The organism is Streptomyces roseus (genome assembly GCF_001044425.1).
In the GTDB taxonomy this organism is placed as follows: domain Bacteria; phylum Actinomycetota; class Actinomycetes; order Streptomycetales; family Streptomycetaceae; genus Streptomyces; species Streptomyces roseus.
This window is the reverse complement of the sequence record NZ_LFML01000013.1, coordinates 16845-40204: the sequence shown is the minus strand read 5'-3', so window position 1 is coordinate 40204 and position 23360 is coordinate 16845. Positions and strand designations below refer to the sequence as shown.

The following is a 23360-nucleotide window of genomic DNA, read 5'->3' as shown; positions in this document are numbered from 1 at the left end:
GCCTGCCGCCGACCGGCGACAATGGGGTGGTGGCAGGCAAGGGCAAAGGCAGCGGCGGCGGCAGGCAGCGCGGGCGCGCGAGCGGGAGCGGCGGCGCGGGCCCCGGGGTGGTCGTCGGGCAGGTGGACGGCGGCACCGCCGAGCTCGCTCCCGACCGGGAGCGCGCGCAGGCCTGGACGCTGCTCATCGACGGAGCCCCGCAGTCGCACGTGGACCTGGGCGACCCCGGGCACCTGGACTTCGCGTACCAGCGGCGGATCGGCCACCTCATCGACCTCGTCGCCCCCGCCCGGCAGCCCCTGAACGTGGTGCACCTGGGCGGTGGCGCCTTCACCCTCGCGCGGTACACGGCCGCCGCCCGGCCCCGCTCGACCCAGCAGGTCGTGGAGATCGACGCCGCGCTGGTGGCCTTCGTACGGAAACACCTGCCGCTGGACCCGCAGGCGCGGGTCCGGGTCCGGGCGGTGGACGCGCGGGCGGGCCTGGCCAAGGTCCCGGGCGGCTGGGCCGACCTGGTGATCGCGGACGTGTTCAGCGGCGCCCGCACCCCGGCGCACCTGACGAGCGCCGAGTTCCTGGACGACGTACGGCGGGCGCTGGCGCCCGGCGGGTGGTACGTGGCCAACCTCGCCGACGGGCCGCCGCTCGCGCACCTGAAGGGCCAGATCGCGACGGCCGCCTCGCGCTTCGAGCACCTGGCTCTGGCCGCCGATCCCGTGGTCTGGCGGGGGAAACGGTTCGGCAACGCGGTGCTGGTGGCCGCCGACCGGGAGCTGCCGGTCGCCGAGTTCACCCGCCGGGTCGCGAGCGATCCCCATCCCGGCCGGGTCGAGCACGGCCGGGCCCTCGCCGACTTCGCGGGCGGCGCGGCCCCGGTCGCGGACGCCTCGGCGGTGGCCTCGCCGGAGCCCCCGCCGTCGGTCTTCCGCTGAGACACGGCCTATTCAGCCCTCGTACGTCTCCACCATCGGCGGGTGGCCGTTCCAGGTGCAGAACACCGACATCTCCCGGCCCGCCTTCGTGAAGGTGACCCGGATCCAGTACGGCTGCTTCCACACCTGCATCTGCCACCCGGCGTCCGGCGTCGCCGAGACCAGCTCGGCCGAGGACGCGCCGAGGTCGAAGACCACCCGGCCACCCGTGACCGGATAGGCCTTCACCCGGCCCGTATCCCCGCCGCCGCCCTGCTGCCCGTCCGGGCTCGGGCTCGGCGGGGCCGCCTTCGGCGGGGGCTTCGCGGCGGAGGCCGAGGGCGAGGGCGAAGCCGAGGGGGAGGCCGCGGACGGGGACGGCGCGTCCGTGGCCGGTCCGGGCGGGGGAGCCGCCGCGCGGTGCGTCGAGGAGGAGAGCGGCTGCGTGGTCAGCGGTACCGCGAGCGGCGGATCGTAGGCCGTTCCGGACATGACCGTGTGCACGCCCCACCAGGACAGCGTCACCGCCGCCCCGGTCGCCAGCGTCCAGGCGAGTGCGTGAACAAGTCCTCGGTGCATCAGGGCACATACTGCACCACCCGCCCCGGAGGTGGTCCGACACCCCGCGGGGTCCCCCGAATGGACTACGGTGCGGGCCATGGCAAGTGTGCTCGTGGTCGAGGACGACCAGTTCGTACGTTCGGCGCTGATCCGGCACCTGACCGAGGCCTCGCACACCGTGCGCAGCGTCGGCACGGCCCTGGAGGCACTGCGCGAGGTCGCCCACCACCGGTTCGACGTGGTCATCCTCGACCTCGGCCTGCCCGACCTCGACGGGTCGGAGGCGCTGAAGATGCTGCGCGGCATCACCGACGTACCGGTGATCATCGCCACCGCGCGCGACGACGAGGCGGAGATCGTCCGGCTCCTCAACGACGGCGCCGACGACTACCTGACCAAGCCCTTCTCCGTCGAGCACCTCTCCGCCCGGATGTCCGCCGTGCTGCGCCGCGCCCGCGCGGCCGCCGGGGCCGAACCGCCCTCGCGCGTGCTGCGGGTGGGCGGCCTGGCCATCGACCCGCTGCGGCGGCAGGCCGAGCTGGACGGGGCCGTACTGGACCTCACGCGGCGCGAGTTCGACCTGCTGGCCTTCCTCGCCGGGCGGCCCGGGGTGGTCGTGGCCCGGCGCGAGCTGCTCGCCGAGGTCTGGCAGCAGTCGTACGGGGACGACCAGACGATCGACGTGCACCTGTCTTGGCTGCGCCGCAAACTGGGCGAAACGGCCGCGCAGCCGCGCTACCTGCACACCCTGCGGGGGGTCGGCGTCAAGCTGGAGCCGCCGCGGTGAGATGGGCCCTGGTCAAGGTGTGCCTGGCGGTCACGGCCATGGTGGTCGTGGCCTTCGCCGTACCGCTCGGGCTCGTCGTCCAGGAGATGGCCAGCGACCGCGCCTTCTCCAACGCCGAGCGGCAGGCCGCGACCATCGGGCCGACCCTCTCCATCACCACCGACCCCGGGCAGCTGAGCAAGGCCGTGGAGTCCACGCAGATGGGCGCGGCCCGGCGGATGGCGGTCCACGTGCCCCCGGTCGGCGGCGGCGCCCCGGTGGAGATCGGCACCACGCGGGCCGGGGCGCACGCCGTGGAGGAGACCCGGCGGATGGGGCGGGCGATGACGGTCCGGCTGGCGGGGGGCGGCTCGGCGCTGCTCCAGCCGACCGCCCTGGGGTCGGGGGACATAGCGGTCGTGGAGGTCTTCGTACCGGAGAGCGAGGTCAGCAACGGCGTCGCGACGGCCTGGGTGGTCCTCGCGGGCGTCGGCCTGGCACTGATCGTGGGCTCGGTGGCGGTCGCCGACCGGCTCGGCGCCCGGCTGGTGCGCCCCGCGGAGCGGCTCGCGGACGCCGCGCACCAGCTGGGGGAGGGCCGGCTGGGCGCGCGGGTGCCGGAGGACGGCCCGAAGGAACTGCGTTCGGCCGCTGTCGCGTTCAACTCGATGGCGGACCAGGTGGTGGAACTCCTCGCCAACGAGCGGGAGCTGGCCGCCGACCTCTCGCACCGGCTGCGGACGCCGCTGACGGTGCTGCGGCTCAACACGGCCTCGCTCGGCGACGGGCCGGCCGCGGAGCAGACCCGGGCGGCGGTGGAGCAGCTGGAGCGGGAGGTCGACACGATCATCCGTACGGCCCGTGAGCAGCGCGCCCCGGCGTCCGGGGCGGCGGGCGCCGGGGCGGGCTGCGACGCCTCGGAGGTGATCCGCGACCGGATGGCCTTCTGGTCGGCGCTGGCGGAGGACGAGGGACGCGAGGTGCGGCTCGCGGGCGTGGACCGGACGGTGCGGCTCCCGGTCGCCCGGCCGGAGCTCGCGGCCGCCCTCGACGCCCTGCTCGGCAACGTGTTCCGGCACACGCCGGAGGGCACGCCGTTCGCGGTGGACGTCCATGACGCGGGGGACGCGGTCATCGTGCTCGTCTCGGACGCGGGTCCCGGGATCGCCGATCCGGACGCGGCGCTGCGGCGCGGCAACGACGGCGGGCGGGACGGCTCGACGGGGCTCGGACTGGACATCGTGCGCCGGGTCGCGGAATCCACGGGCGGTGACGTGCGGATCGGGCGTTCGATGCTCGGAGGCACCGAGGTCAGGGTGTGGATCGCCCTGGACGACCGGGCGCGGGGCGGGGCGGGCGGCGTACGGACGCGCAGGGTGAGCCGGCGCAAGCGGCGCGGCTGACGCGTACCGTACGGGTTGTTGGTCGTTGGTCGTTGGATTCTCCCTTTCGCTCCTCCCTTCCCCCAACGGAATGGAACCGGTCATGCGATACGCAGTCCTCGGCACCGGCATCGTCGGCCGTACGGTGGCCGACCGCCTCGTCTCCCTCGGACACGACGTGGTCATCGGCACCCGGGATCCCGGGGCCACCCTGGCCCGTGCCGAGTACGCCGAATGGCAGGAGGCCCACCCGCAGGTCGCCCTCGCCCCCTTCGCCGACGCCGCCCGGCACGGCGACGTCCTGGTCAACGCCACGGGCGGGCAGGTCAGCGTCGCCGCCCTGACGGAGGCGGACGCCGCGCACCTGGACGGCAAGGTGCTGATCGACATCGCCAACCCGCTGGACTTCTCGCGGGGGTTCCCGCCCACCCTCGATCCGGTGGACGACGACAGCCTGGGCGAACTGCTCCAGCGGACGTTCCCGGGGCTGCGGGTGGTCAAGACGCTGAACACGATGAACTGCCGGGTCATGGTCGATCCGGCGCGGGTGCCGGGCGAGCACACGGTGTTCCTGTCGGGGGAGGACGCCGACGCCAAGAAGTCCGTGCGCGAACTGCTGTACTCCTTCGGCTGGCCGGAGGCGAGCGTGCTCGACCTCGGGGGCATCGAGTCGGCCCGCGGTACGGAGATGCTCCTGCCCATCTGGCTCCGGCTGATGGGGACGCTCGGGCACGCGGACTTCAACTTCCACATCCAGGGCGCCACGGCGGCGGCCGGCGACTGAGGGCCTCGCGGAGGTCTTTGCGGGGGCCCTCGCGGGGCCCCCGCGAGGGCGCCCGAGGGCCCCCTGCGCGGTCTGTCCGGGCAGGGGGCTCAGCCGCCGGAGTTCAGGCGCCGGGCCTGGGCGCGGCCGACCTCGGCGGCGCGGTGCAGGTAGTCCGCGATGACGGCGAGTTCGGAGTCGGAGTAGCTCTCCAGGACCGCGCCGAAGGCCCGGCCGGGGGTGTCCCAGGCCTCGCCGATGCGCCGGCGGGCCTCGGGGGCGAGGGCGACGAGGGAGCGGCGGCGGTCGTGGGGGTCGGCGAGCCGCTCGACGATGCCGGCTTTGACCAGACGGTCGACGAGGCGGGTGGCGGAGCCGGAGGTCAGGCCGGTGAGGCGGGCGATCTCACCGGTGCTGACGGGGCCGGGCTCCATGCCGAGGAGCCCGACGCACTGCATGTCGGTGGGGTGCAGGCCGACGTGGTCGGCCATCGCCTGGTTGAAGAGCGAGTAGTCGGCGTAGTGGCGCTGGCTCTCGGTGACGATGCGCGCGAGCAGCTCGGCGCGGCTCCACTCATCACGGGCGGGGTCACTCGAACGAGGGGAATCGGTTGACATCGGCTTCTCCATGCCTGAAATTTATCTGTGTGGCGCAGAGTATTTGTGATGCAGAATCTGTGCCGCGTACTCATCCTAGCGCGGACACCGTCCGCACGGACAGGGAGCAGGACCCGTCATGTCGATCCTCGTCACCGGTGCCCGCGGCGCCGTCGCCCGCGGCCTCGTCTCCCTGCTCGCCGCCCGCGGCGTGCCCCACCGCCTCGCCTCCCGCGAGCCGGATACACCCGAAACCGTCCGCTGCGATCTCGGGGATCCCGCGACCTTCCCCGGCGCCCTGGCCGGAGTCCGGTCCGTCTTCCTCTACGCCGAGGCCTCCGCCGTCGACGCCTTCGTCAAGGAGGCCGTCACCGCCGGAGTCGAGCATGTCGTGCTCCTGTCCTCCTCCTCGGTGCTCGCCCCCGGCGCCGCCGAGAACCCGCTGGCCGCCTCCCACCTCGCCGTCGAGGAGGCCCTGCTGGCCTCCCCGCTGCACACCACCCTGCTGCGCCCCGGATCCTTCGCGAGCAATGCCCTCGGCTGGGCCTGGTCGCTGAAGTCCGGCCGCCCGGTCCACCTGCCCCATCCGGGAGCCCACTGCGACCCGGTCCATGAGGCCGACCTCGCCGAGGCCGCGTTCGCCGTCCTCACCGACCCGGCCCTCGGAGGCCGCGCGTACCATCTGACGGGTCCGCACTCGCTGACGTTCGCGACCCAACTCGCGATACTCGGGCGGGTTCTGGGGTCCCCCATACCGTTCGAGGCCGTCACCGCCGAGCAGTGGAAGGCCGAGGTCGGCGCGTACATGTCCGGCGCCTACGCCGACGCGCTCCTCGACTACTGGGCCGCGAGCGACGGGCTCCCGGTCGAGACCACCGACGCCGTCGAGCAGCTCACCGGCCATCCGGCCCGCACCTTCGAAACCTGGTGCCGGGACCACGCGGAGGCGTTCCGGTCCCAGGGAGCCCAGGCGGTGTCCGGCGACGTCCGCGCCGCCCCGTAGCCACCTCACGAAAGCGAAAGAAAGATGACCGCGCAGAGCCCACCCGTCGACCACGAGCTCATCGAGGCCGCGGCCCACGTCGCACGCACGCGCAGCCGCGGCGACAACCACACCATGGCGGCCGCCGCCCGTGCCCGGGACGGCCGGATCGTCACCGCGATGAACGCCTACCACTTCACCGGCGGCCCCTGCGCGGAGCTGGTGCTCCTCGGCACGGCAGCCGCCCAGGGCATCCACGAGCTGGACACGATCGTCGCCGTGGGCGACCGCGACCGCGGGGTCGTTCCCCCCTGCGGACGGTGCCGGCAGGTCCTTCTCGACTACTTCCCGGCACTGCACGTCATCGTCGGGGCGGGCGAGCGGCTCCGGACCGTGTCCATCACCGATCTGCTGCCCGAAAGCTACATATGGGCCGACCACCAGCTCGACACCGAGGAAACCGGGCCACCCGGAACGGACTGACAGCACAACGCAGAGGGCCCCGGCCGCTTTCGCGTACCGGGGCCCTCTCGCAGGGTGAGTGACGGGACTTGAACCCGCGGCCACCTGGACCACAACCAGGTGCTCTACCAGCTGAGCTACACCCACCATGTCCGGTCGGAAAACCGACCGGCCGAAGAAAAGGGTACAGGGTCCGGGAGGGTGCTCGCGCCCCCCTTTTCCCCGTCCCGTCTCCGGAGGCTTCCGCCGGGTCCTATTCGGCGGACAGGGTGTGCTTGGCGGCGATCGCCCGGGCGGTGTCCGAGTCGGGCCCGGGCTGCGGGACGAAGACGGCCTCCCGGTAGTACCGGAGCTCGGCGATGGACTCCCTGATGTCCGCGAGCGCCCGGTGGTTGCCGTTCTTCGGCGGGCTGTTGAAGTACGCCCGCGGGTACCAGCGGCGCGCCAGCTCCTTGACCGAGGACACGTCCACGATCCGGTAGTGGAGGTGGCTCTCCAGCGCGGGCATGTCGCGCAGCAGGAATCCGCGGTCGGTGCCGACCGAGTTCCCGCAGAGGGGCGCCTTGCGCGGCTCCTTCACGTGTTCCCGTACGTACGCGAGGACCTGCGCCTCCGCGTCGGCGAGGGTGATCCCGTCGGCCAGCTCGTCGAGCAGTCCGGAGGCGGTGTGCATCTCGCGCACCACGTCGGGCATGGTCTCCAGGGCCGCGTCCGGCGGGCGGATCACGAGGTCCACGCCTTCGCCGAGCACGTTGAGCTCCGAGTCGGTGACCAGTGCGGCCACCTCGATAAGTGCGTCGTCCGTCAACGAGAGCCCGGTCATCTCGCAGTCGATCCACACCATGCGATCGTTCATGCGGCCCAGCTTATGCGGATTACGCGGAAGGTCCCCCGCTTCGGTGGTGACCGATGCGGGGGACCTTCCTCAGGCAGTGCCCGTGGCGGGAGTTACGCGTGCTCGCGCAGCACCCGGTTGGGGGCGTACAGCTCCGTGACCGTCGGGCCGGCCGCGGCCAGGGCCGCCGCCGCCCGCTGGGGCTGCGCGGTGCGCTGGTGCGGCAGCGGACCGCCCGGCATCTCGGTGACCTGCGACACGTCGGCCTGCGGCCGGCGCGCCCGGTAGGCCGAGCGGTAGGCGGCCGGGGAGGACCCCAGCTGGCGCCGGAAGTGCCCGCGCAGGGCGACCGGCGAGCGGAACCCGCAGCGCCCGGCGACCTCGTCGACCGAGTAGTCGGAGGTCTCCAGCAGCCGCTGGGCCTGGAGTACCCGCTGGGTGATCAGCCACTGCAGCGGCGCGCTGCCGGTCAGCGAACGGAACCGCCGGTCGAAGGTGCGCCGGCTCATGTAGGCGCGGGCCGCGAGCGTCTCCACGTCGAACTGCTCGTGGAGGTGCTCCAGGGCCCAGGCGACGACCTCGGCCAGCGGGTCGGCGCCGATCTCCTCCGGCAGCGACCGGTCGAGATAGCGCTCCTGGCCGCCCGTGCGGCGCGGCGGGACGACGAGCCGGCGGGCCAGTGCCCCGGCCGCCTCGCTGCCGTGGTCCGTGCGCACGATGTGCAGGCACAGGTCGATTCCGGCCGCGGTGCCCGCGGACGTCAGCACGTCGCCGTCGTCGACGAACAGCTCGCGCGGATCGACATGGACGGACGGGTACCGCTTGGCCAGCGTCGGCGCGTACATCCAGTGCGTCGTCGCGGGCCGGCCGTCCAGCAGACCGGCGGCGGCGAGCACGAAGGCCCCCGTGCACAGTCCGACGATCCGGGCGCCCTCCTCGTGCGCCAGACGCAGTGCGTCGAGCGCCTCCGGAGGCGGCGGTGAAGTGATCGAGCGCCAGGCGGGAACGACGACCGTGCCTGCCCGGGCGATCGCCTCCAACCCGTACGGCGCGGTGAGCTCGAGTCCGCCGGTGGTCCGCAGCGGACCGTCCTCACCGGCGCAGACGAGCAGTCGATAGCGTGGAACTCCCGCGTCCTGCCGGTCGATGCCGAACACGGAAAGTGGAATGGAGCTCTCGAAGATCGGGCCGCCGCTGAACAGCAGCACAGCGACGATCTCCCTGCGGCGACGCCCCGCGAGCTTCCTGCCGGCGTCCGCGACGACGGCGGTGGAATCCTGGCTCATGGCTAAGCCCCCCTTGGGTGTCGCGACTCCTTGGTCTGGTCGCACCTGCACGTTTCCCCTCGGCCTTGCACGTGGATCCCCCGCCGTAAATACATGATCGAATCTACTGCGTCCCGTGGTGTCGGCGTGACAAGTTCAGCACGCAGCGCTATGTCGACTTGGCAACTTGGCGAAAAGCATTCGATCAGGAAGCCTTCCACTCCGCTACCGGAGTGGGAAGCGCGCCCTCCGGCCATGGCCAGTACCCGTAGGGTCTCGGAGCCCCCTCGGTGCCGTCGTCGCTGGTGGTAGGGGGGTTGAGGGGGCATTCCGGCAAGACCGGCATGGTTCCGGGAAGTTGGCTGAAAACATGCGGGTGTGGGTGTGCGAATCAGTCAGTCCTCTGGGGAGATTCCACCGGACGTGTGGCAGCCGCGGCCCCCGGACCCGCTGCCGGCGCGCGAACGCCGGCGACGCCGGCCCGGCGGCACCCGGTCCTCGGCGAGGACCAGGGCGGCCCGCTGCGCCTTCTCCGAGTAGCGCAGCATCGCCCGGCACGCCGCCGTGACCGCGACCAGCCCGAGGGTGGCGACGGCGGCCCCGCCGAAGGAGGTCCCGTACACGACGAGCACCACGGGCACGAGCAGGCAGCTGAAGGCGGCCCAGCGCACCACGTCACCCGCCGGGTCGTCCTGGGGGCGTCTCGCCGAGCGCACGGACGAGTGAACGGGGGCGGGCGTGAAATGCGTTGTCGCGCCGGCCTGCCGCCCGGACCCGGAGGGCCGGGAGGTCCGGGGGGAGTGGGCGGAGTGGGCGGAGTGGGTCGGCTGAGCGGGCTGGACGGGGTGAACCGGATGGCCGGGCACGGCGTGCTCCCTGCGGGCTCTTCCTGGGCGGTCGGACGTCTGTCCAACGGCGCGCGGCGCGGCTCGGTCACTGCGCGCACGGGTGGCACGCGAGGGGCGGGCGCGGCAACTCGTCACTGGCTGTAGGGGACAGCGGCCATTGCCAAGGAGCCCTGTCTCCGGCATGCTCCCTGGGACGCTCTCCAAGGGCGGCAAGCCCTGTGCAGGACAGGAGTGTCGCCGTACCCTGGTGGGTAAGGGCTTGGGAAGATGCTTCCCGGACAGAGCTCCGTCACCCAGAGTCGTCGTTTTTTCAATCGTCGCTTCCGCCCATTCGCCGCCCCGTCGCCTTGTCCCTTCCCCCGAGGACCTCTCCGCCGAGACACCCATGGCCGGTCACGAATTCCCCGAACCCGCGGACCGCAAGCGCAAGCCCCTCGCCGACCACGCGTCGAGCGACCTGCGCGCGGTGGAACAGACACGTCACCCCTGCGACCCGGCCTTCCGGCACGGGGTGGTGGTGGGCTTCGACGGCTCCACGTCCAGTGAGCGCGCCCTCGCGTACGCGATCGGCATGGCCCGCCGGTCCGGCTCCGGCCTGATCATCGTGCACGTGGCCAACCGGCTGCCCACCACCGTGTGGGCCGGCTGCGAGCCGCCCGTCTTCGTGGACGTACCGGACCACCGCACCGAGGTGCTGGGACTGGAGCTCGCCTGCGCGGACTACCTCTCCGAGGTGCCGTGGATCCTGGTGGAGCGGGGCGGGGACATCTGCCACGAGCTGGAGGAGGTCGGCCGGGAGTACTCGGCGGACGCCATCGTGGTCGGCTCCACGCACGGGATCGTCGGCCGGATCTTCGGATCCGTGGCGGGCCGGCTGGCCAAGCGCGCGCAGCGACCGGTTGTTGTCATTCCGTAACCGGCTGTACGTCGCTCGTGCGGTTGTGAACCCCCATGTAAAGGGTAGATAAGTGCTGCTGGGACGCAGCAAACAACTGCAGATCGAAGGGAGCCCGCCGTGGACAATGGTGTCTCTGCGGGAAGCACGGCCTCGACTTCGACCCTCGGGCACATAGCCCTGGGTCTCACCCTTCTCGCATTCGGTATCGGCCACACCGCGATCGTCAGCGGAGTGTCCGTCGCCAACTCCGTGTCACTCGCGACCTACGTCGGCGGTATCGCCCTGTTCGTCCTCGGAGTCCTCGAATTCCGCGGCGGAAACGGCTTCAACGGGACGGCGTTCGCGGGCCTCGGCGCCTTCTGGTTCACCTGGGCATCGGGGGCGGACGGAAAGGTTTCGGCACACGCGGCCGGACTGTTCCTGGTCCTCTTCGCCCTGCTCGCGCTGACCCTCACCTTGAGCGCCGCGAGCGGACTGTTCGGCCAGGGCGCGTACGCCCTGCTCACCCTCTCCCTGCTGCTCCTCGCGGTCGGCTCCTTCGCCGGCAGCGGCCCCGTCGCCAAGGTCGCCGGCTGGGTGGCCGCGCTCGCCGGGCTGATGTTCTGGTACGGCGCCACCGCGGCGCTGGCCCACTGGCCCGTCGCACTGGGCAAGTCCTCCGGCCGTGGCGCGGTCGCCGCGAGCTGAGGACCGTACGGAGGCGGACGTACGGCAGGCGAGGTGCGCAGGCCGGCGTACGGGATCGGCCCCCGGGGGGAATCCCCCGGGGGCCGATCCGCGTGGCCGGTCGGCAGGTGCGACTACTCGACCGTGACGGACTTCGCCAGGTTGCGCGGCTTGTCGATGTCCCGGCCCAGGGCCAGGGCGGTGTGGTACGCCAGCAGCTGGAGCGGGATGCCCATCAGGATCGGGTCCAGCTCGTCCTCGTTCTTGGGCACGAGGATCGTGTGGTCGGCCTTCTCCTGCTCGCGGTGGGCGACCGCGAGGATCCGGCCGCTGCGGGCCTTGATCTCCTCCAGCGCCGCGCGGTTCTTCTCCAGCAGGTCGTCGTCCGGGACGATCGCGACCGTCGGCATCGCCGGCTCGATGAGCGCGAGCGGGCCGTGCTTGAGCTCGGAGGCCGGGTAGGCCTCGGCGTGGATGTAGGAGATCTCCTTGAGCTTGAGGGAGGCCTCCAGGGCCACCGGGTAGCCGCGGACCCGGCCGATGAACATCATCGACTTGGCCTCGGCGTACTCGGCCGCCAGCTTCTTGATGTCCTCTTCGCCTTCGAGGATCTCCTGGATCTGCGCGGGCAGCTTGCGCAGGCCCTCGATGATCCGCTTGCCGTCGGTGACCGACAGGTCCCGGATCCGGCCCAGGTGCACGGCGAGCAGCGCGAAGGCCACGACCGTGTTGGTGAAGCACTTGGTGGAGACGACGCAGACCTCGGGGCCGGCGTGCACGTACACGCCGCCGTCGGCCTCGCGGGCGATCGCGGAGCCCACCACGTTGACGACGCCGAGGACGCGGGCGCCCTTGCGCTTGAGCTCCTGCACCGCGGCCAGCACGTCGTACGTCTCACCGGACTGGGAGACGGCGATGTAGAGGGTGTCGGGGTCCACGACCGGGTTGCGGTAGCGGAACTCCGAGGCCGGCTCGGCGTCCGCGGGGATGCGGGCCATGCTCTCGATGAGGCCCGCGCCGATCATGCCCGCGTGGTACGAGGTGCCGCAGCCCAGAATCTTGACCCGGCGGATGCCGCGCGCCTCGCGCGGGTCCAGGTTCAGGCCGCCCAGGTGCACGGTGTTGAAGCGGTCGTCGATCCGGCCGCGCAGCACGCGGTCGACCGCGTCGGGCTGCTCGGAGATCTCCTTGTGCATGTACGTGTCGTGGCCGCCCATGTCGTAGGAGGCGGCCTCCCACTCCACGGTCTCCGGGGTGGCGGTGGTCTTCGTACCGCTGGTCGTGTAGGTGCGGAAGTCGTCGGCCTTGAGGGTGGCCATCTCGCCGTCGTTCAGGGTCACGACCTGGCGGGTGTGGGCGATCAGCGCGGCGACGTCGGAGGCGACGAGCATCTCCTTCTCGCCGATGCCGAGGATGACGGGCGAGCCGTTGCGGGCCACGACGATGCGGTCGGCGAAGTCGGCGTGCATGACGGCGATGCCGTACGTGCCCTCGATCGCCTTGACGGCCTCGCGGACCTTCTCCTCCAGGGTGTCGGCCTTGGAGCGGGCGACGAGGTGGACGATGACCTCGGTGTCGGTCTCCGAGACGAAGACGACGCCCTCGGCCTCCAGCTTGGCGCGGAGCTCGCCGGCGTTGTCGACGATGCCGTTGTGGACGACCGCGACCTTGTTCTCGGGGTCCAGGTGCGGGTGCGAGTTGATGTCGCTCGGCGCGCCGTGGGTGGCCCAGCGGGTGTGCGCGATGCCGGTGGTGCCCGCGAAGCGCTTGGGCACGCGGGACTCCAGCTCGCGGACCCGGCCCTTGGCCTTGACGACCTTGAGCGCGGGGGACTTGGGGCTGTTGACGACGATGCCCGCGGAGTCGTATCCGCGGTACTCGAGCCGCTGCAGGCCTTCCAGCAGCAGCGGTGCCACGTCACGCTTGCCGATGTAACCCACGATTCCGCACATAAGGTCTTGCCCCTCCTGAAGTTCGTCTGCCCTTGCCGCAGTTGTCGCCGCGCCTGGCCGTCCGCCGGCCCTGTCGCTCAGCCGTAGACGATGCGGCGCAGCTGCCGGAGCGAGAGCTCCGGCGGCGCCACGGCGCGGTGCGGCAGCTCGGCCGCGATCCGTTCGAAGATCTCCGCGTTGACCGCCCCGCCGGACTGGAGCTCACGGTGGCGGCGGCGCACGAATTCCTCGGTCGTCTCGTCGAAGTACGCGAGTACGTCGAGCACCACCCGGGCGGCCTCACCGCGCTGCAGCGCGGTGCTGCGCACCAGGTGGTCGACGAGATCGTCATGAGACGGGCGGCGGTCGAGCACCCGTAGATACTGACTGGCCCCGGCCGGGAACGCAAAGATCCTGCCCGCAATCGGGCAGGATCCCCTTGGTCCAGACCAGTGGAAGGCGTGAATCCGGTCAGTGAAAGCCGGATGTAGGGGTCAGAAACGGCGCAAAACGGCCTGCTTGGCCGCGGCGAACTCCTCGGCCGTGAGGATGCCGCCCTGGTGCAGGTCCCCGAGCTCGCGCAGCCGGCGCAGCAACGCGTCGTGGTCCTCCGGGGCGACCGGCTCCGCGGCCGAGGCCGCCAGCTCCGGCACCGGCGCCTTGGACAGGGCCGGGGCGGGCTCGGCCGCCGCCGCGGCGGCCCGGGGGTGGGGCATCCGTACCGCCACGGCCGCCGCGACCAGCGCCATCAGCGGGTCCTTCTTGAAGCCGAACAGCTCCACCGTGTGCGGGTCGTACTTGGGCGCGGGAGCCGCCGGGGCACCCGCCAGGGTGAACCGGATCCACCCGTTCTCCAGGCCCTTCGAGGGGGACCACTCCACCGCGCGCAGGTCCCCGACCCGGAACTCGCGCGGCCCGCCGGAGCTCTTGGCCTCCTCCGTCGTCCAGTTCCAGTCCAGCGCCACCCGGTCCCCGTCGAAGGCCACCGTCCCGTCCCCGGCGGCCACCGAGATCGGCACGGCCGGACCCGGCAGCAGGTACGCGTCCGCCGGGCCGGGGTCCACCTGGTCGAGCAGCAGCGCGCTCCGGACCTCGTCCACGAAGTACTCCGCCACCCCGGTGCGGTCCGCGTCCACCGTCAGCCGGTACGGATCGGAAGCCTCCGGCAGCCGCCCGCCCGTCACCTGGAGCAGCGGGTCGGCGCCGTCACGCAGCCTCAGCCTCAACCGGCCCGCCCTGCGGCCCGGTTCGTGGCTGATCCCGGCGAGCGCGCGCAGCGGGACCACCACCTCGCCCAGCGTCTGGCGCAGCAGCCCCACCCCCTTGTCGCGGCCGGGCACGATCCGCACCGCGTCCCCGTCGAAGGTCCATGTGCCGTCCTTCTGGATGATTTCCGCCATCCGCCGATTCTCGCACCGGCCCCGGCGCGCCAGTCGGCCTATACCTGACCTATGAGAGTCCTGCGACGCACGCTCGGCACACTCCTCGCCCTCGGCGCGGCCGTCTCCTGCGCCTCGTCCCCCGCCGCCGACGCCAGACCCGGGGACGGCCGGCCGGCCGCCCTCGCCCCGTACGCACAGCTCCTGCCGGCGCCCGCCTCGGCCCGCGCCGCGGGCCCCGGGTACGCGGTGGGCCCGGGCACCGTCATCCGTACCGGCCCGGGCGGGGGCGAGGAGGTCCGGCGGGTCGGTGAGCTCCTCGCGGAGCAGCTCCGGGCCTCCAGCGGACTCCCGCTGCCGGTCGTCGACGGAGCCGCCGGCGACGGGATTCGGCTGCGGCTCGACGAGGGGGCCGGGGGGACCGGCGCCGAGGGCTACCGGCTGGAGGCCGGTCCGGGCGGGGTCACGCTGAGCGCCCGGACCCCGGCGGGGCTCTTCCACGCGGGCCAGACGCTGAGCCAGCTGCTGCCGGTGACCGGGCCGGGCACGGTGCCCGGCGGCGAGATCACCGACGCGCCGCGGTTCGCGTACCGGGGGGCCATGCTGGACATCGCCCGCCACCACTTCACGGCCGAGCAGGTCAAGCGGTACGTGGACCAGCTCGCCCGGTACAAGGTCAACACGCTGCACCTGCACCTGACCGACGACCAGGGCTGGCGGATCGCCATCGACTCCTGGCCGCGGCTGGCGGAGTACGGCGGCGGCAGCGAGGTCGGCGGCGGTCCCGGCGGGTACTGGACGAAGGACCAGTACCGGGACCTGGTGGCGTACGCGGGCGAGCGGTACGTCGACGTGGTCCCGGAGATCGACATGCCGGGGCACGTGAACGCGGCCCAGGCCTCCTACCCGGAGCTGAACTGCGACGGGAAGGCGCGCGAGCGCTACACCGGGACCAAGGTCGGCTTCAGCTCGCTGTGCGTCGCGTCGGAGCGGACGTACGAGTTCGTCGACGACGTGCTCGGCGAGCTGGCCGAGCTGACCCCGGGCCGCTACCTGCACATCGGCGGCGACGAGGCGCACTCGACGCCCGCCGCGGACTACGCGGCGTTCATGGACCGAGCCCAGCGGGTCGTCGCGCGCCACGGCAAGACGGTGGTGGCCTGGCACCAGCTGGCGACGGCCCGCCCGGCGCCGGGGGCGGTGCTCCAGTACTGGGGCCACGACAAGACCGCGGCGAGCGAGAAGGCGGCGGTGGCCGCGGCGGCGAAGGCGGGCCACCCGCTGGTCCTGTCGCCCGCGGACCGGCTGTACCTGGACATGAAGTACGACGCGGCGACCGGGCCGGGGCTGGCCTGGGCGGGCTTCGTCCCGGTGCGCAGGGCCTACGACTGGGACCCGGGGACCCACCTGGCCGCGGCCGGGGTCCCGGAGTCCGCGGTCCTCGGCGTCGAGGCGCCGCTGTGGACGGAGACGATCGCGAACCGCGCCGACCTGGAGCTCATGGCGTTCCCGCGGGTGCTGGGCCTGGCGGAGCTGGGCTGGAGCCGCGGCCCGCGCGACTGGGCCGAGTACGGCCGGCGGGTCGCGGCGCATGGCCCGCGGCTGGACGCCCAGCACATCGCGTACTACCGGGCGCCGGACGTCCCCTGGACCTGAGCCGAGGGGAGGCGGGTGCGCCGGCGAGGGACCGTATCGGCGGCGCACCCGCCCCCTTGATCACCGTCGCGGTGCGTAAGGCGCGACGGGGTTCTTGAGGGTGCCGATCAGCTGGAGGGCGGCCGCCGGGTCGGCGAGGTCCACCATCTGCTTGTTGTTGCGCAGCTGGAGCCGGTTCAGGCAGGACAGCTGGAACTCCTCGGCGAACAGGTCGTAGCGCTCGAAGCGCTCCGCGAGCTGCGGCATCGACTCCTGGTAGTCGATGCCGCACTCCGCGACCGCCCGCCAGAAGGTCTCCTCCTCGCAGATGCCCTCCGCCGCCAGGATCGAGCCGAGGAAGCGGAAGAAGCAGTCGAAGACGTCCGTGAAGATCGACAGGAGCTTCATGTCCTCCGGGATGTCGGCCCGGACGCGCTCGACGGCCGGCGGGAGCACCGCGTCGGGGTCCATGACCACGATCTCCTCGGCGATGTCCTTGAAGATCGCCCGCTTCACCACACCGTTCTCGATGACGAGGATGGTGTTCTCGCCGTGCGGCATGTACGCGAGGTCGTACTGGTAGAAGCAGTGCAGCAGCGGCAGGAGGTAGGCCCGCAGGTACGGCTTCAGCCACTGCGAGGGGGTCAGGCCCGACTCCTCGATCAGGGCGCCCACGAAGGACCTGCCCTCGGAGTCGACGTGCAGCAGCGAGGCCATGGTCGCCAGGCGCTCGCCCTCCTTCAGCGATCCCACCGGGGACTCGCGCCACAGGGCGGCCAGCATCTTGCGGTACGGCGAGTAGCGGTCGGTGGCGCGCTCGTACTGGCGGTGGTGGTAGCCGATCGCCGCGCGCTCGCGGATGATCGAGAAGTCCACCGACCGCAGCACCTCGTCGCCCTCGATCAGCTGGTGCAGCCAGTCGTTGATCGCCGGGGTGGCCTCCATGTAGGCCGCCGAGAGGCCGCGCATGAAGCCCATGTTGAGGACCGAGATGGCGGTCTTCACGTAGTGCTTTTCCGGCGTCGTGGTGTTGAAGAAGGTGCGGATCGACTGCTGGGCCAGGTAGGCGTCCTCGCCCTCGCCGAGCAGCACCAGCCGGCGGTTCGCGATCTCGGCCGCGAAGGTGACGGTGGTCTTGTTCCACCACTGCCAGGGGTGGACCGGCAGGAAGTGGTACTGCGCCGGGTCCAGGTCGAGGGCGGACAGCTTGGCCTCGAACCCCGCGACGGCGGCTTCGCCCAGCTCGGAGCGCATGAACGCGTCGTGGTCCAGGCCCGCGCCCGCCGTGAAGGTGGAGACGTCCTTGCGGGCGGCCACCCACACCAGGTGGACGGGGCTCGCCGTCTCCGGCGCGTACGAGAGGTACTCGTGCACACCGAAGCCGAGCCGGCCGTTGTTGGCGACGAAGCAGGGGTGGCCCTCGGTCATCCCGGTCTCGATGTCCTGGAAGGAGGACTTCGCGAGCACGGCGGCCGGAACCTGCGGCTTCGTGTACTTGAAGCCCGAGCCCGCCAGGGTGGAGGAGATCTCCTCCAGGTAGACCGGCAGGACCTCCGGGCTCAGGCCCAGCGACTCGCGCATCTCGATGTGGAAGTCGAGGGCGTCCAGCGGGAGGTCGGCGCCGTCCCGCAGCCGGGTGACCGAGGCCTCGTCCACCGCCCAGTGGTCCAGGGCGTGGCGGGCCGCGGTGAAGCGGTACTCGACCGAGCCGTCGTCGCTCAGGACCGAGTACGCCGACTCGGAGCCGTCGACCGGCTCCGGGGTCAGCAGGCGCTCGTGCGAGAACTCCGCCAGGGCCTTGCGGACCAGCGCGCGGTTCGCGCGGGCCCACAGTTCGGGGGAGAGGTGCGAGATCGCGTCGGCGAGGCTCATATGGAGCCACCCTTCAGGCCGGTGGCCGCCTCGAACTGCGCGCGGGTGCAGAAGCTCAGCAGGGCCGTCTTCTCCGGCTTGCGGACCGGGCCGTCGGGGACGAAGCCGACCGCCTCGTTCAGGGCGTGCACGGCCGTGTTCTCCACGTCCGGCTCCACCACCACGCGCTCGGTCCCCGGGTCGGCGAACAGCGCGGCCATCACCGTCGTGATCACGGCGCGGGTGAACCCGTGCAGCGGCCGGTCGCTCGGCGCGACGAGGAAGTGCATGCCGACGTCGCCGGGCCGCGCCTCGTACAGGCCCACCAGCTCCAGCTCGCTCGGGTCGTACTTCTCCATCAGGAAGGCCGGGCGGCCCTCGTGGAGGCCGATGAAGGCGTCGTGGTGCTCGTGCGCGGCGATGCGCATGTACTCGCGCTCGACCTCCGGCAGCGAGGCGTCCTGCATCATCCAGAACGAGGCCTTGGGGTGGGTGACCCAGCCGTGGAGCAGCTCCGCGTCGGCGAAGGGGTCCAGCGGGCGGATCCCGAAGGTGCCGAGGACGGCGTCGGTGCGGGTGTAGAGGGTCTCTGCGGTGGTGCTCATGCGTGGCTGCCTTCCGGGGCGGCGAACTGCTGGAACGCGATGGACTTCTCGACCTTGTAGTACTCGCGGCCGAGGAGCTCTCCGACGATGTACGCGTTGCGGTACGCGGCCATGCCCAGGTCGGGCGAGGTGATGGAGTGGTTGTGCACCGTGCCGTTCTGCAGGAAAATCCCGCGGCCGGTCACGTCGATGCTGTAGTTGCGGGCCGCGTCCGGCCGGCCGTGGCCGTCGAAGGCGAGGCGTTCGCGCACCGGGTTCAGGAACTCGGGCAGCGCGTACTTGTACCCCGTCGCGAGGATCAGGCCCTCGGTGGCGAGGGAGAAGTCGCGCTCCTGCTCCTCCTGGCGCAGCCCCAGGGTGTACGTGCCCGTGGTGGTGTCGTACGCCGCCGAGTTCAGCGAGGTGTTGGTCAGCAGGGTGGTCGGGACGGGGCCCGGCGAGGTGACCTTCTTCTGGTAGAGCAGGTCGAAGATGGCGTTGATGAGCTCGCCGTCGATGCCCTTGAAGAGGTTCTTCTGCTGGATTTCGAGCCGGTAGCGGGTCTCCTCGGGGAGCGCGTGGAAGTAGTCCACGTACTCCGGGGACGTCATCTCCAGGGTGAGCTTCGTGTACTCCAGCGGGAAGAACCGCGGGGAGCGGGTGACCCAGTCGAGCCGGTAGCCGTACACGTCGATCTCGGAGAGCAGGTCGTGGTAGATCTCCGCCGCGCTCTGGCCGGAGCCGATGAGGGTGATCGACTTCTTCCGCTGGAGCTCCGCCTTGTTCTGCACGTAGGCGGAGTTGTGCGTGAAGTCGCCGCCCAGGCCGGCGCAGGCCTGCGGGAGGTGCGGCGGGGTGCCGGTGCCCAGGACCAGGCGGCGGGCGCGGTGGGTCTCGCCGCGGTCGGTGTGGACCTCGTACACCTCGGCCCGTTCGTCGTAGGTGACCTCCGTGACGGAGGTGGAGTACCGGACGTTGGTGAGGCGGTCGGCGGCCCAGCGGCAGTAGTCGTTGTACTCGGTCCGCAGCGGGTAGAAGTTCTCCCGGATGTAGAAGGAGTACAGCCGGTCCTTGTCCTTCAGGTAGTTCAGGAAGGAGAAGGGGGAGGTCGGGTCGGCGAGCGTGACCAGGTCCGACATGAACGGCGTCTGCAGGTGCGCGCCGTCCAGGAACATCCCGGCGTGCCACTCGAAGTGCGGCTTCGACTCGATGAAGAGGCCGTCGAGTTCGTCGATCGGCGCGGTCAGGCAGGCGAGTCCCAGGTTGAAGGGGCCGAGGCCGATGCCGATGAAGTCGTGGGGCTCAGTGGTGGACGGCAAGGGATTCTCCCAGGAACTGCTCGGCGTGTGCGGCGAGGAGGTCGAGGACGGCCGCGATGTCGGACGTCGTGGTCTGCGGGTTGAGGAGGGTGAACTTCAGGTACTGGTCGCCGTCCACCTTGGTGCCGGCGACGACGGCCTCACCGGAGGCGAACAGCGCCTTGCGGGCGTGCAGGTTGGCTTCGTCGACGAGGTCCTCGCGGACCTCGCCCGGGGGGACGTAGCGGAAGACCAGGGTGGAGATCTGCGGGCGGACGACGACCTCGAAGCGCGGGTCGGCGTCGATGAGGGCCCAGCCCGCGGCGGCCAGGTCGATGACCTCGTCGAAGAGCGAGCCGAGGCCGTCGGCGCCCATGGTGCGCAGGGTCATCCAGAGCTTGAGCGCGTCGAAGCGGCGCGTGGTCTGGATGGACTTGTCGACCTGGTTGGGGATCCGCTCCTCCGCCATGCGACGGGGGTTGAGGTAGTCGGCGTAGTACGTGGCGTGCTTGAGGGTGTCGCGGTCGCGCACCAGCATCGCGCTGGAACTGACCGGCTGGAAGAACGACTTGTGGTAGTCGACGGTGACGGAGTTCGCGTGCTCGATGCCGTCGAGCAGGTGCCGGCGGGTCGGGGAGACCAGCAGTCCGCAGCCGTAGGCGGCGTCCACGTGCATCCAGGTGGAGTGCTCGGCGGCCAGGCGGGCGATCTCGGGGAGCGGGTCGATGGACCCGAAGTCGGTGGTGCCGGCGGTGGCGACGACGGCCATCGGGTAGAGGCCCTCGCGGACGCAGCTCTCCAGCTCCAACGCGAGCACGGAGGTGTCCATGCGGCGGTTGCGGTCGACGGGGACGGAGATGACGGCCTCGTAGCCGAGTCCGAGCATGGCGGCCGACTTCTTGACGCTGAAGTGGCTGGCCTCGGAGGTGAAGATGCGCAGCTTCGGCAGGACCTCGGACTTGGCCGGCGGGCGCTCGCCGCGCTGCATGACGGTGCGGCAGGCCTCGTCGCGGGCCAGCAGCAGGGAGTGGAAGTTGGACTGGCTGCCGCCGGAGGTGAAGATGCCGTCCGCGTCCGGGCCGAGGCCGATGCGCCGGGCGGTCCAGTCGATCAGGCGGCGCTCGATGAGCGTGCCGCCGATGGACTGGTCCCAGGTGTCCAGGGAGGAGTTGACGGCCGACAGGACGGCCTCGCCGAGGACGGCGGGGATGACGACCGGGCAGTTGAGGTGGCCCAGGTAGCGCGGGTGGTGGAAGTACACCGCGTCGCGCAGGTAGACCTCCTCCAGCTCGTCGAGGACGGCGGCAGGGTCCTCCAGCGGCCGGTCCAGGTCGATCCCGTTGATGACCGGGGCGAGTTCGTCCACGGAGATGCCGGTGTGGGGCCGCTCGGTGGTCGCGATTTTCGCGGCGACGCGCTCGACGCCTTCCGTGACGGAACGCCGGTACAGGTCCGCGGTCGTCTCATTCAGCAGATGCGAGCGCATCAACGTTCCTCCGGGCAAGGGGGAGAGGGGGGTGGGGAAGATGATCCTTAGGTTAGCCTAACCTAAGTTCCTCGCCAAATAGAGAGGGGCCCCGGCCAAAAGCCGGGGCCCCTCTCTCAACTCACGTGCCTGCAAAGGCAGTTGTGGCTACAGCGCGGAAGCCGGGTCCTCGCTGGGTGCCCGTCCCGAGTACGCCTCGGCGAGGAGTTCCTCCTCGCTCGCACCGAGGCGCCAGTAACCGGTGAAACGCACCGCGCGCCGGTCGATGGAACGTTCCTGCACCAGATGCCTGCGCACCGCCCGAATGGTGCCGGCCTCGCCCGCGAGCCAGGCGTACGGAGCCTCTGCGGCCGGGAGCCCCGCAGCTCGGAGCAGCTCCACCACGCGCTCGGTGCGCTCCTTGCCCGCGCCGCTCCCGCGCACGATCCAGGTGATGTCGGCGTCGGCGCGGGTCGGCAGGTCGAGCCGGTCGTCGGCGTGCGGGACCTCGAACCAGGCCGAGACCCGCGTCCCGGCGGGGAGCCGGTCCAAGATCGCGGCGGCGGCCGGGAGCGCCGTCTCGTCCGCGTACATCAGCAGCGCGTCGGTGGCGGCCGGTGGCTGGAACCGTACGGACTTGTTCCGCGCCACGGCCGGGCCGATCGCCATGATGCGGCGGCCGGTGACGGCCCGTCCGGCCCAGTACGAGGCGGGGGAGGAGTCGCCGTGCAGGACGAAGTCGATGTCGACCTCGTCCGCGCCCCCGTCCGTACGGCGCTGCTCGCGCACGGTGTACGAGCGCATCACCGGGCGGTCGGCGTCGGGCATCGCGCGCCAGGCGCCGAACCAGGTGTCCTCATCGGTGGACGGGAGCACGGTGTGTTCCTCGTGCGCGGGCGGCAGGAAGAGCGAGAGGCTCTGGTCGTAGCCGCCCGAGCGGAAGCCCGCGAGGGACTCCCCGCCGAACGTGACCCGCAGGAACGAGTGCCCGAGCCGGCGGGTGCGCAGCACTTCGAGTTCGAAGAACCGGAAGTGGGCGGCTGCCGGTACGGCTTCGGAGGCCGTCGCGTCGGATGCGGTGGCGGTCATGCGGGAAGTCCCCCCTGGGAGTGGAAGCGGCGCCGGGTCGGGGCGCCGGGGCCGGCGGGGCCGGCCGCGGGGCCGGCCGCGGGTCAGCTGACCTTCTTGGCGCCCTGGACGGCCTTGGCGAGGTCCTCGAGGATCTTGGCGCACTTGTCGTACGAGTAGATCGGCTCGGTCACGCGCGGGGCGACCTGGCCGGCCTTGACGGCGGGCATCTCGGCCCAGGTCGGCTTGGCCTTCAGCTCCTCCGGCTGCAAGGTGCCGGTGCGGTTGTCGAGCAGGATCAGGTCGGCCTTGTACTTGCCGGCGTTCTCCCAGCTCAGGCTCTCGAAGAAGTTGCCCTCGCCCAGCTTGTCCGGGGTGACGAACTCGACGCCCAGGGACTTGAAGTACTTCAGGTCGGCCGAGGTGTCGGGGGAGGAGGCGTAGAACAGGTCGGCGGAGCCGGAGCCGACGAGGACCTTGATGCCCGGGTTGGCCTTGGTGGCCTCGCGGACCTTGGCGGCGGCGGCATCGAAGCGGGCCTTGCCGTCGGCGGCGGAGTTGGCGTTCATGTCGGCGCCGAGGGACTTGGCGAGGTCCGCGGTGCGCTCCAGGGCCTTGTCCATGGAGACGTCGCCGCCGACGCCGACGGCGGCGGCCGGGGCCAGCTTCAGGATCTTGTCCTTGGAGGCCTCGGGCACGTACCAGTAGGTGCCGTCCCAGGTGTTGGTGACGAGCAGCTCGGGCTGGAGGGAGGCGTACTTCTCCACGTTGAACTCGTCGTAGACGTTGCCGAGGATCTCGACCTTGGAGATGTCCATCGAGCCGGCCTGGACGTCGGGCTTGCCGTCGGCGGTCTTGGTCGGGCCGAAGACGCCCTTGACCTGGATGCCGTAGTCGTACAGCGCGGCGGCGGTGCCGGTGAACGCGACGATGTTCTTCGGCTTGGCCTTGAGGCTGATGTCCTTGCCGAGGTCGTCCTTGAAGGTCCAGGGGCCGGAGGCGGCGGCGCCCTTGTCCTTGTCGCCCGCCCCGCCCTTCGCCGAGTCGGAGCCACCGCATGCGGTGAGGGCCGCGACGAGGCCGAGAGCGCCGCCGGCGGCGATGAGACCGCGGCGGGAGAGGCGGGAGGTACGGGACTTGGGCATGTCTATGTCCGCTTTCGTGCGTGCCGGGCGGCCACGGGGCCGTTCAAAAGGAAGGTTAGCCTAACCTTG

23 protein-coding genes and 1 tRNA gene are annotated in these 23360 nt (G+C 71.7%); 9 read left to right on the top strand and 15 right to left on the bottom strand.

Translation table 11 applies throughout. From position 1 onward, the window contains the following. The first annotated feature begins 29 nt into the window (after positions 1-29). Positions 30-932 carry a spermidine synthase gene (locus ACS04_RS03360; RefSeq protein WP_107438518.1) on the top strand — a complete coding sequence of 301 codons (903 nt, stop codon included), beginning with the start codon at positions 30-32 and terminating at the stop codon, positions 930-932. Between the two features lie 12 nt (positions 933-944). On the opposite strand, the gene ACS04_RS03355 is transcribed toward ACS04_RS03360, so the two are convergent. Next, the gene (locus ACS04_RS03355; RefSeq protein ID WP_048474953.1) at positions 945-1490 is read right to left on the bottom strand and encodes a hypothetical protein; all 546 of its coding nucleotides are present in this window, start codon (positions 1488-1490) and stop codon (positions 945-947) included. 79 nt (positions 1491-1569) lie between these two features. Between ACS04_RS03355 and ACS04_RS03350 the strand changes: the two genes are divergently transcribed. The 3 genes from ACS04_RS03350 (at position 1570) to ACS04_RS03340 (ending at position 4404) form a co-directional block, all read left to right on the top strand. Beyond that, the gene (locus ACS04_RS03350) at positions 1570-2259 is read left to right on the top strand and encodes a response regulator transcription factor (protein ID WP_078864390.1); all 690 of its coding nucleotides are present in this window, start codon (positions 1570-1572) and stop codon (positions 2257-2259) included. Then, the gene (locus ACS04_RS03345) at positions 2256-3641 is read left to right on the top strand and encodes a sensor histidine kinase (protein WP_048474951.1); all 1386 of its coding nucleotides are present in this window, start codon (positions 2256-2258) and stop codon (positions 3639-3641) included. The genes ACS04_RS03350 and ACS04_RS03345 overlap by 4 nt, the downstream gene beginning before the upstream one ends. A gap of 82 nt (positions 3642-3723) precedes the next feature. After that, entirely contained in the window at positions 3724-4404 is a 681-nt protein-coding gene (locus ACS04_RS03340) for an NADPH-dependent F420 reductase (protein WP_048474970.1), read from the top strand. Positions 4405-4493: 89 nt separating this feature from the next. On the opposite strand, the gene ACS04_RS03335 is transcribed toward ACS04_RS03340, so the two are convergent. Beyond that, positions 4494-5000 carry a MarR family winged helix-turn-helix transcriptional regulator gene (locus tag ACS04_RS03335; RefSeq protein ID WP_048474950.1) on the bottom strand — a complete coding sequence of 169 codons (507 nt, stop codon included), beginning with the start codon at positions 4998-5000 and terminating at the stop codon, positions 4494-4496. Positions 5001-5118: 118 nt separating this feature from the next. On the opposite strand from ACS04_RS03335, the gene ACS04_RS03330 reads away from it, so the two are divergent. Both ACS04_RS03330 and ACS04_RS03325 read left to right on the top strand, forming a co-directional pair. After that, positions 5119-5982: an NAD(P)H-binding protein gene (locus ACS04_RS03330; RefSeq protein WP_048474949.1), complete on the top strand. Its 864-nt coding sequence runs from the start codon at positions 5119-5121 to the stop codon at positions 5980-5982. A 24-nt stretch (positions 5983-6006) separates the two neighbouring features. After that, positions 6007-6444 (top strand): cytidine/deoxycytidylate deaminase family protein, encoded by a 438-nt coding sequence (locus ACS04_RS03325; RefSeq protein WP_048474948.1) that lies wholly within the window; start codon positions 6007-6009, stop codon positions 6442-6444. 53 nt (positions 6445-6497) lie between these two features. On the opposite strand, the gene ACS04_RS03320 is transcribed toward ACS04_RS03325, so the two are convergent. The 4 genes from ACS04_RS03320 to ACS04_RS03305 form a co-directional block, all read right to left on the bottom strand. Then, positions 6498-6570 (bottom strand) — tRNA-His (locus ACS04_RS03320). A gap of 106 nt (positions 6571-6676) precedes the next feature. After that, positions 6677-7279: an oligoribonuclease gene (gene orn, locus ACS04_RS03315; protein WP_048474947.1), complete on the bottom strand. Its 603-nt coding sequence runs from the start codon at positions 7277-7279 to the stop codon at positions 6677-6679. A gap of 92 nt (positions 7280-7371) precedes the next feature. Continuing rightward, positions 7372-8544: a helix-turn-helix domain-containing protein gene (locus tag ACS04_RS03310; protein ID WP_048474946.1), complete on the bottom strand. Its 1173-nt coding sequence runs from the start codon at positions 8542-8544 to the stop codon at positions 7372-7374. Positions 8545-8918: 374 nt separating this feature from the next. After that, positions 8919-9239 (bottom strand): hypothetical protein, encoded by a 321-nt coding sequence (locus ACS04_RS03305; protein WP_048474945.1) that lies wholly within the window; start codon positions 9237-9239, stop codon positions 8919-8921. Positions 9240-9756: 517 nt separating this feature from the next. Between ACS04_RS03305 and ACS04_RS03300 the strand changes: the two genes are divergently transcribed. Both ACS04_RS03300 and ACS04_RS03295 read left to right on the top strand, forming a co-directional pair. Then, positions 9757-10287 carry a universal stress protein gene (locus ACS04_RS03300; RefSeq protein ID WP_048474944.1) on the top strand — a complete coding sequence of 177 codons (531 nt, stop codon included), beginning with the start codon at positions 9757-9759 and terminating at the stop codon, positions 10285-10287. Between the two features lie 99 nt (positions 10288-10386). Then, a complete protein-coding gene (locus ACS04_RS03295) occupies positions 10387-10956 on the top strand; it encodes a GPR1/FUN34/YaaH family transporter (protein WP_048474943.1) in 570 nt (189 codons plus the stop codon). A 113-nt stretch (positions 10957-11069) separates the two neighbouring features. Here ACS04_RS03295 and glmS read toward each other — a convergent pair whose 3' ends face one another. The 3 genes from glmS to ACS04_RS03280 all read right to left on the bottom strand — a co-directional run bounded on the left by glmS (position 11070) and on the right by ACS04_RS03280 (position 14266). Then, a complete protein-coding gene (gene glmS, locus ACS04_RS03290; protein WP_048474942.1) occupies positions 11070-12887 on the bottom strand; it encodes a glutamine--fructose-6-phosphate transaminase (isomerizing) in 1818 nt (605 codons plus the stop codon). A 77-nt stretch (positions 12888-12964) separates the two neighbouring features. After that, positions 12965-13240 carry a hypothetical protein gene (locus ACS04_RS03285; RefSeq protein ID WP_030008735.1) on the bottom strand — a complete coding sequence of 92 codons (276 nt, stop codon included), beginning with the start codon at positions 13238-13240 and terminating at the stop codon, positions 12965-12967. Between the two features lie 120 nt (positions 13241-13360). Next, positions 13361-14266 carry a DUF4429 domain-containing protein gene (locus ACS04_RS03280; RefSeq protein ID WP_048474941.1) on the bottom strand — a complete coding sequence of 302 codons (906 nt, stop codon included), beginning with the start codon at positions 14264-14266 and terminating at the stop codon, positions 13361-13363. A 51-nt stretch (positions 14267-14317) separates the two neighbouring features. On the opposite strand from ACS04_RS03280, the gene ACS04_RS03275 reads away from it, so the two are divergent. Continuing rightward, positions 14318-15901, top strand: a complete 1584-nt coding sequence (locus ACS04_RS03275; RefSeq protein WP_048474940.1) for a beta-N-acetylhexosaminidase — start codon at positions 14318-14320, stop codon at positions 15899-15901. Positions 15902-15961: 60 nt separating this feature from the next. Here ACS04_RS03275 and ACS04_RS03270 read toward each other — a convergent pair whose 3' ends face one another. The 6 genes from ACS04_RS03270 to ACS04_RS03245 form a co-directional block, all read right to left on the bottom strand. Beyond that, on the bottom strand, positions 15962-17752 hold the full coding sequence (locus ACS04_RS03270) for an IucA/IucC family protein (RefSeq protein WP_048474939.1): 1791 nt from the start codon (positions 17750-17752) through the stop codon (positions 15962-15964). Then, positions 17749-18336, bottom strand: coding sequence for a GNAT family N-acetyltransferase (locus tag ACS04_RS03265; protein WP_048474938.1), 588 nt, complete (start codon positions 18334-18336; stop codon positions 17749-17751). The genes ACS04_RS03270 and ACS04_RS03265 overlap by 4 nt, the downstream gene beginning before the upstream one ends. Continuing rightward, positions 18333-19634 (bottom strand): lysine N(6)-hydroxylase/L-ornithine N(5)-oxygenase family protein, encoded by a 1302-nt coding sequence (locus ACS04_RS03260; protein ID WP_048474937.1) that lies wholly within the window; start codon positions 19632-19634, stop codon positions 18333-18335. The genes ACS04_RS03265 and ACS04_RS03260 overlap by 4 nt, the downstream gene beginning before the upstream one ends. Then, complete coding sequence (locus ACS04_RS03255) at positions 19618-21099, bottom strand: pyridoxal phosphate-dependent decarboxylase family protein (protein ID WP_048474936.1); 1482 nt, start codon at positions 21097-21099, stop codon at positions 19618-19620. Before ACS04_RS03255 ends, ACS04_RS03260 begins: the two co-directional genes overlap by 17 nt. Before the next feature lie 147 nt (positions 21100-21246). After that, a complete protein-coding gene (locus tag ACS04_RS03250) occupies positions 21247-22167 on the bottom strand; it encodes a siderophore-interacting protein (RefSeq protein WP_048474935.1) in 921 nt (306 codons plus the stop codon). 83 nt (positions 22168-22250) lie between these two features. After that, complete coding sequence (locus ACS04_RS03245; protein ID WP_048474934.1) at positions 22251-23291, bottom strand: ABC transporter substrate-binding protein; 1041 nt, start codon at positions 23289-23291, stop codon at positions 22251-22253. Positions 23292-23360: the final 69 nt, after the last annotated feature.

Bases quoted from the DNA above. Each gene is read 5' to 3' on its own strand.
- ACS04_RS03355 (WP_048474953.1), bottom strand. From the start codon at position 1,490: ATGCACCGAGGACTTGTTCACGCACTCGCCTGGACGCTGGCGACCGGG.
- ACS04_RS03350 (WP_078864390.1), top strand. From the start codon at position 1,570: ATGGCAAGTGTGCTCGTGGTCGAGGACGACCAGTTCGTACGTTCGGCG.
- ACS04_RS03340 (WP_048474970.1), top strand. From the start codon at position 3,724: ATGCGATACGCAGTCCTCGGCACCGGCATCGTCGGCCGTACGGTGGCC.
- ACS04_RS03335 (WP_048474950.1), bottom strand. From the start codon at position 5,000: ATGTCAACCGATTCCCCTCGTTCGAGTGACCCCGCCCGTGATGAGTGG.
- ACS04_RS03330 (WP_048474949.1), top strand. From the start codon at position 5,119: ATGTCGATCCTCGTCACCGGTGCCCGCGGCGCCGTCGCCCGCGGCCTC.
- ACS04_RS03325 (WP_048474948.1), top strand. From the start codon at position 6,007: ATGACCGCGCAGAGCCCACCCGTCGACCACGAGCTCATCGAGGCCGCG.
- orn (WP_048474947.1), bottom strand. From the start codon at position 7,279: ATGAACGATCGCATGGTGTGGATCGACTGCGAGATGACCGGGCTCTCG.
- ACS04_RS03310 (WP_048474946.1), bottom strand. From the start codon at position 8,544: ATGAGCCAGGATTCCACCGCCGTCGTCGCGGACGCCGGCAGGAAGCTC.
- ACS04_RS03300 (WP_048474944.1), top strand. From the start codon at position 9,757: ATGGCCGGTCACGAATTCCCCGAACCCGCGGACCGCAAGCGCAAGCCC.
- glmS (WP_048474942.1), bottom strand. From the start codon at position 12,887: ATGTGCGGAATCGTGGGTTACATCGGCAAGCGTGACGTGGCACCGCTG.
- ACS04_RS03280 (WP_048474941.1), bottom strand. From the start codon at position 14,266: ATGGCGGAAATCATCCAGAAGGACGGCACATGGACCTTCGACGGGGAC.
- ACS04_RS03275 (WP_048474940.1), top strand. From the start codon at position 14,318: ATGAGAGTCCTGCGACGCACGCTCGGCACACTCCTCGCCCTCGGCGCG.
- ACS04_RS03270 (WP_048474939.1), bottom strand. From the start codon at position 17,752: ATGAGCCTCGCCGACGCGATCTCGCACCTCTCCCCCGAACTGTGGGCC.
- ACS04_RS03265 (WP_048474938.1), bottom strand. From the start codon at position 18,336: ATGAGCACCACCGCAGAGACCCTCTACACCCGCACCGACGCCGTCCTC.
- ACS04_RS03255 (WP_048474936.1), bottom strand. From the start codon at position 21,099: ATGCGCTCGCATCTGCTGAATGAGACGACCGCGGACCTGTACCGGCGT.
- ACS04_RS03250 (WP_048474935.1), bottom strand. From the start codon at position 22,167: ATGACCGCCACCGCATCCGACGCGACGGCCTCCGAAGCCGTACCGGCA.
- ACS04_RS03245 (WP_048474934.1), bottom strand. From the start codon at position 23,291: ATGCCCAAGTCCCGTACCTCCCGCCTCTCCCGCCGCGGTCTCATCGCC.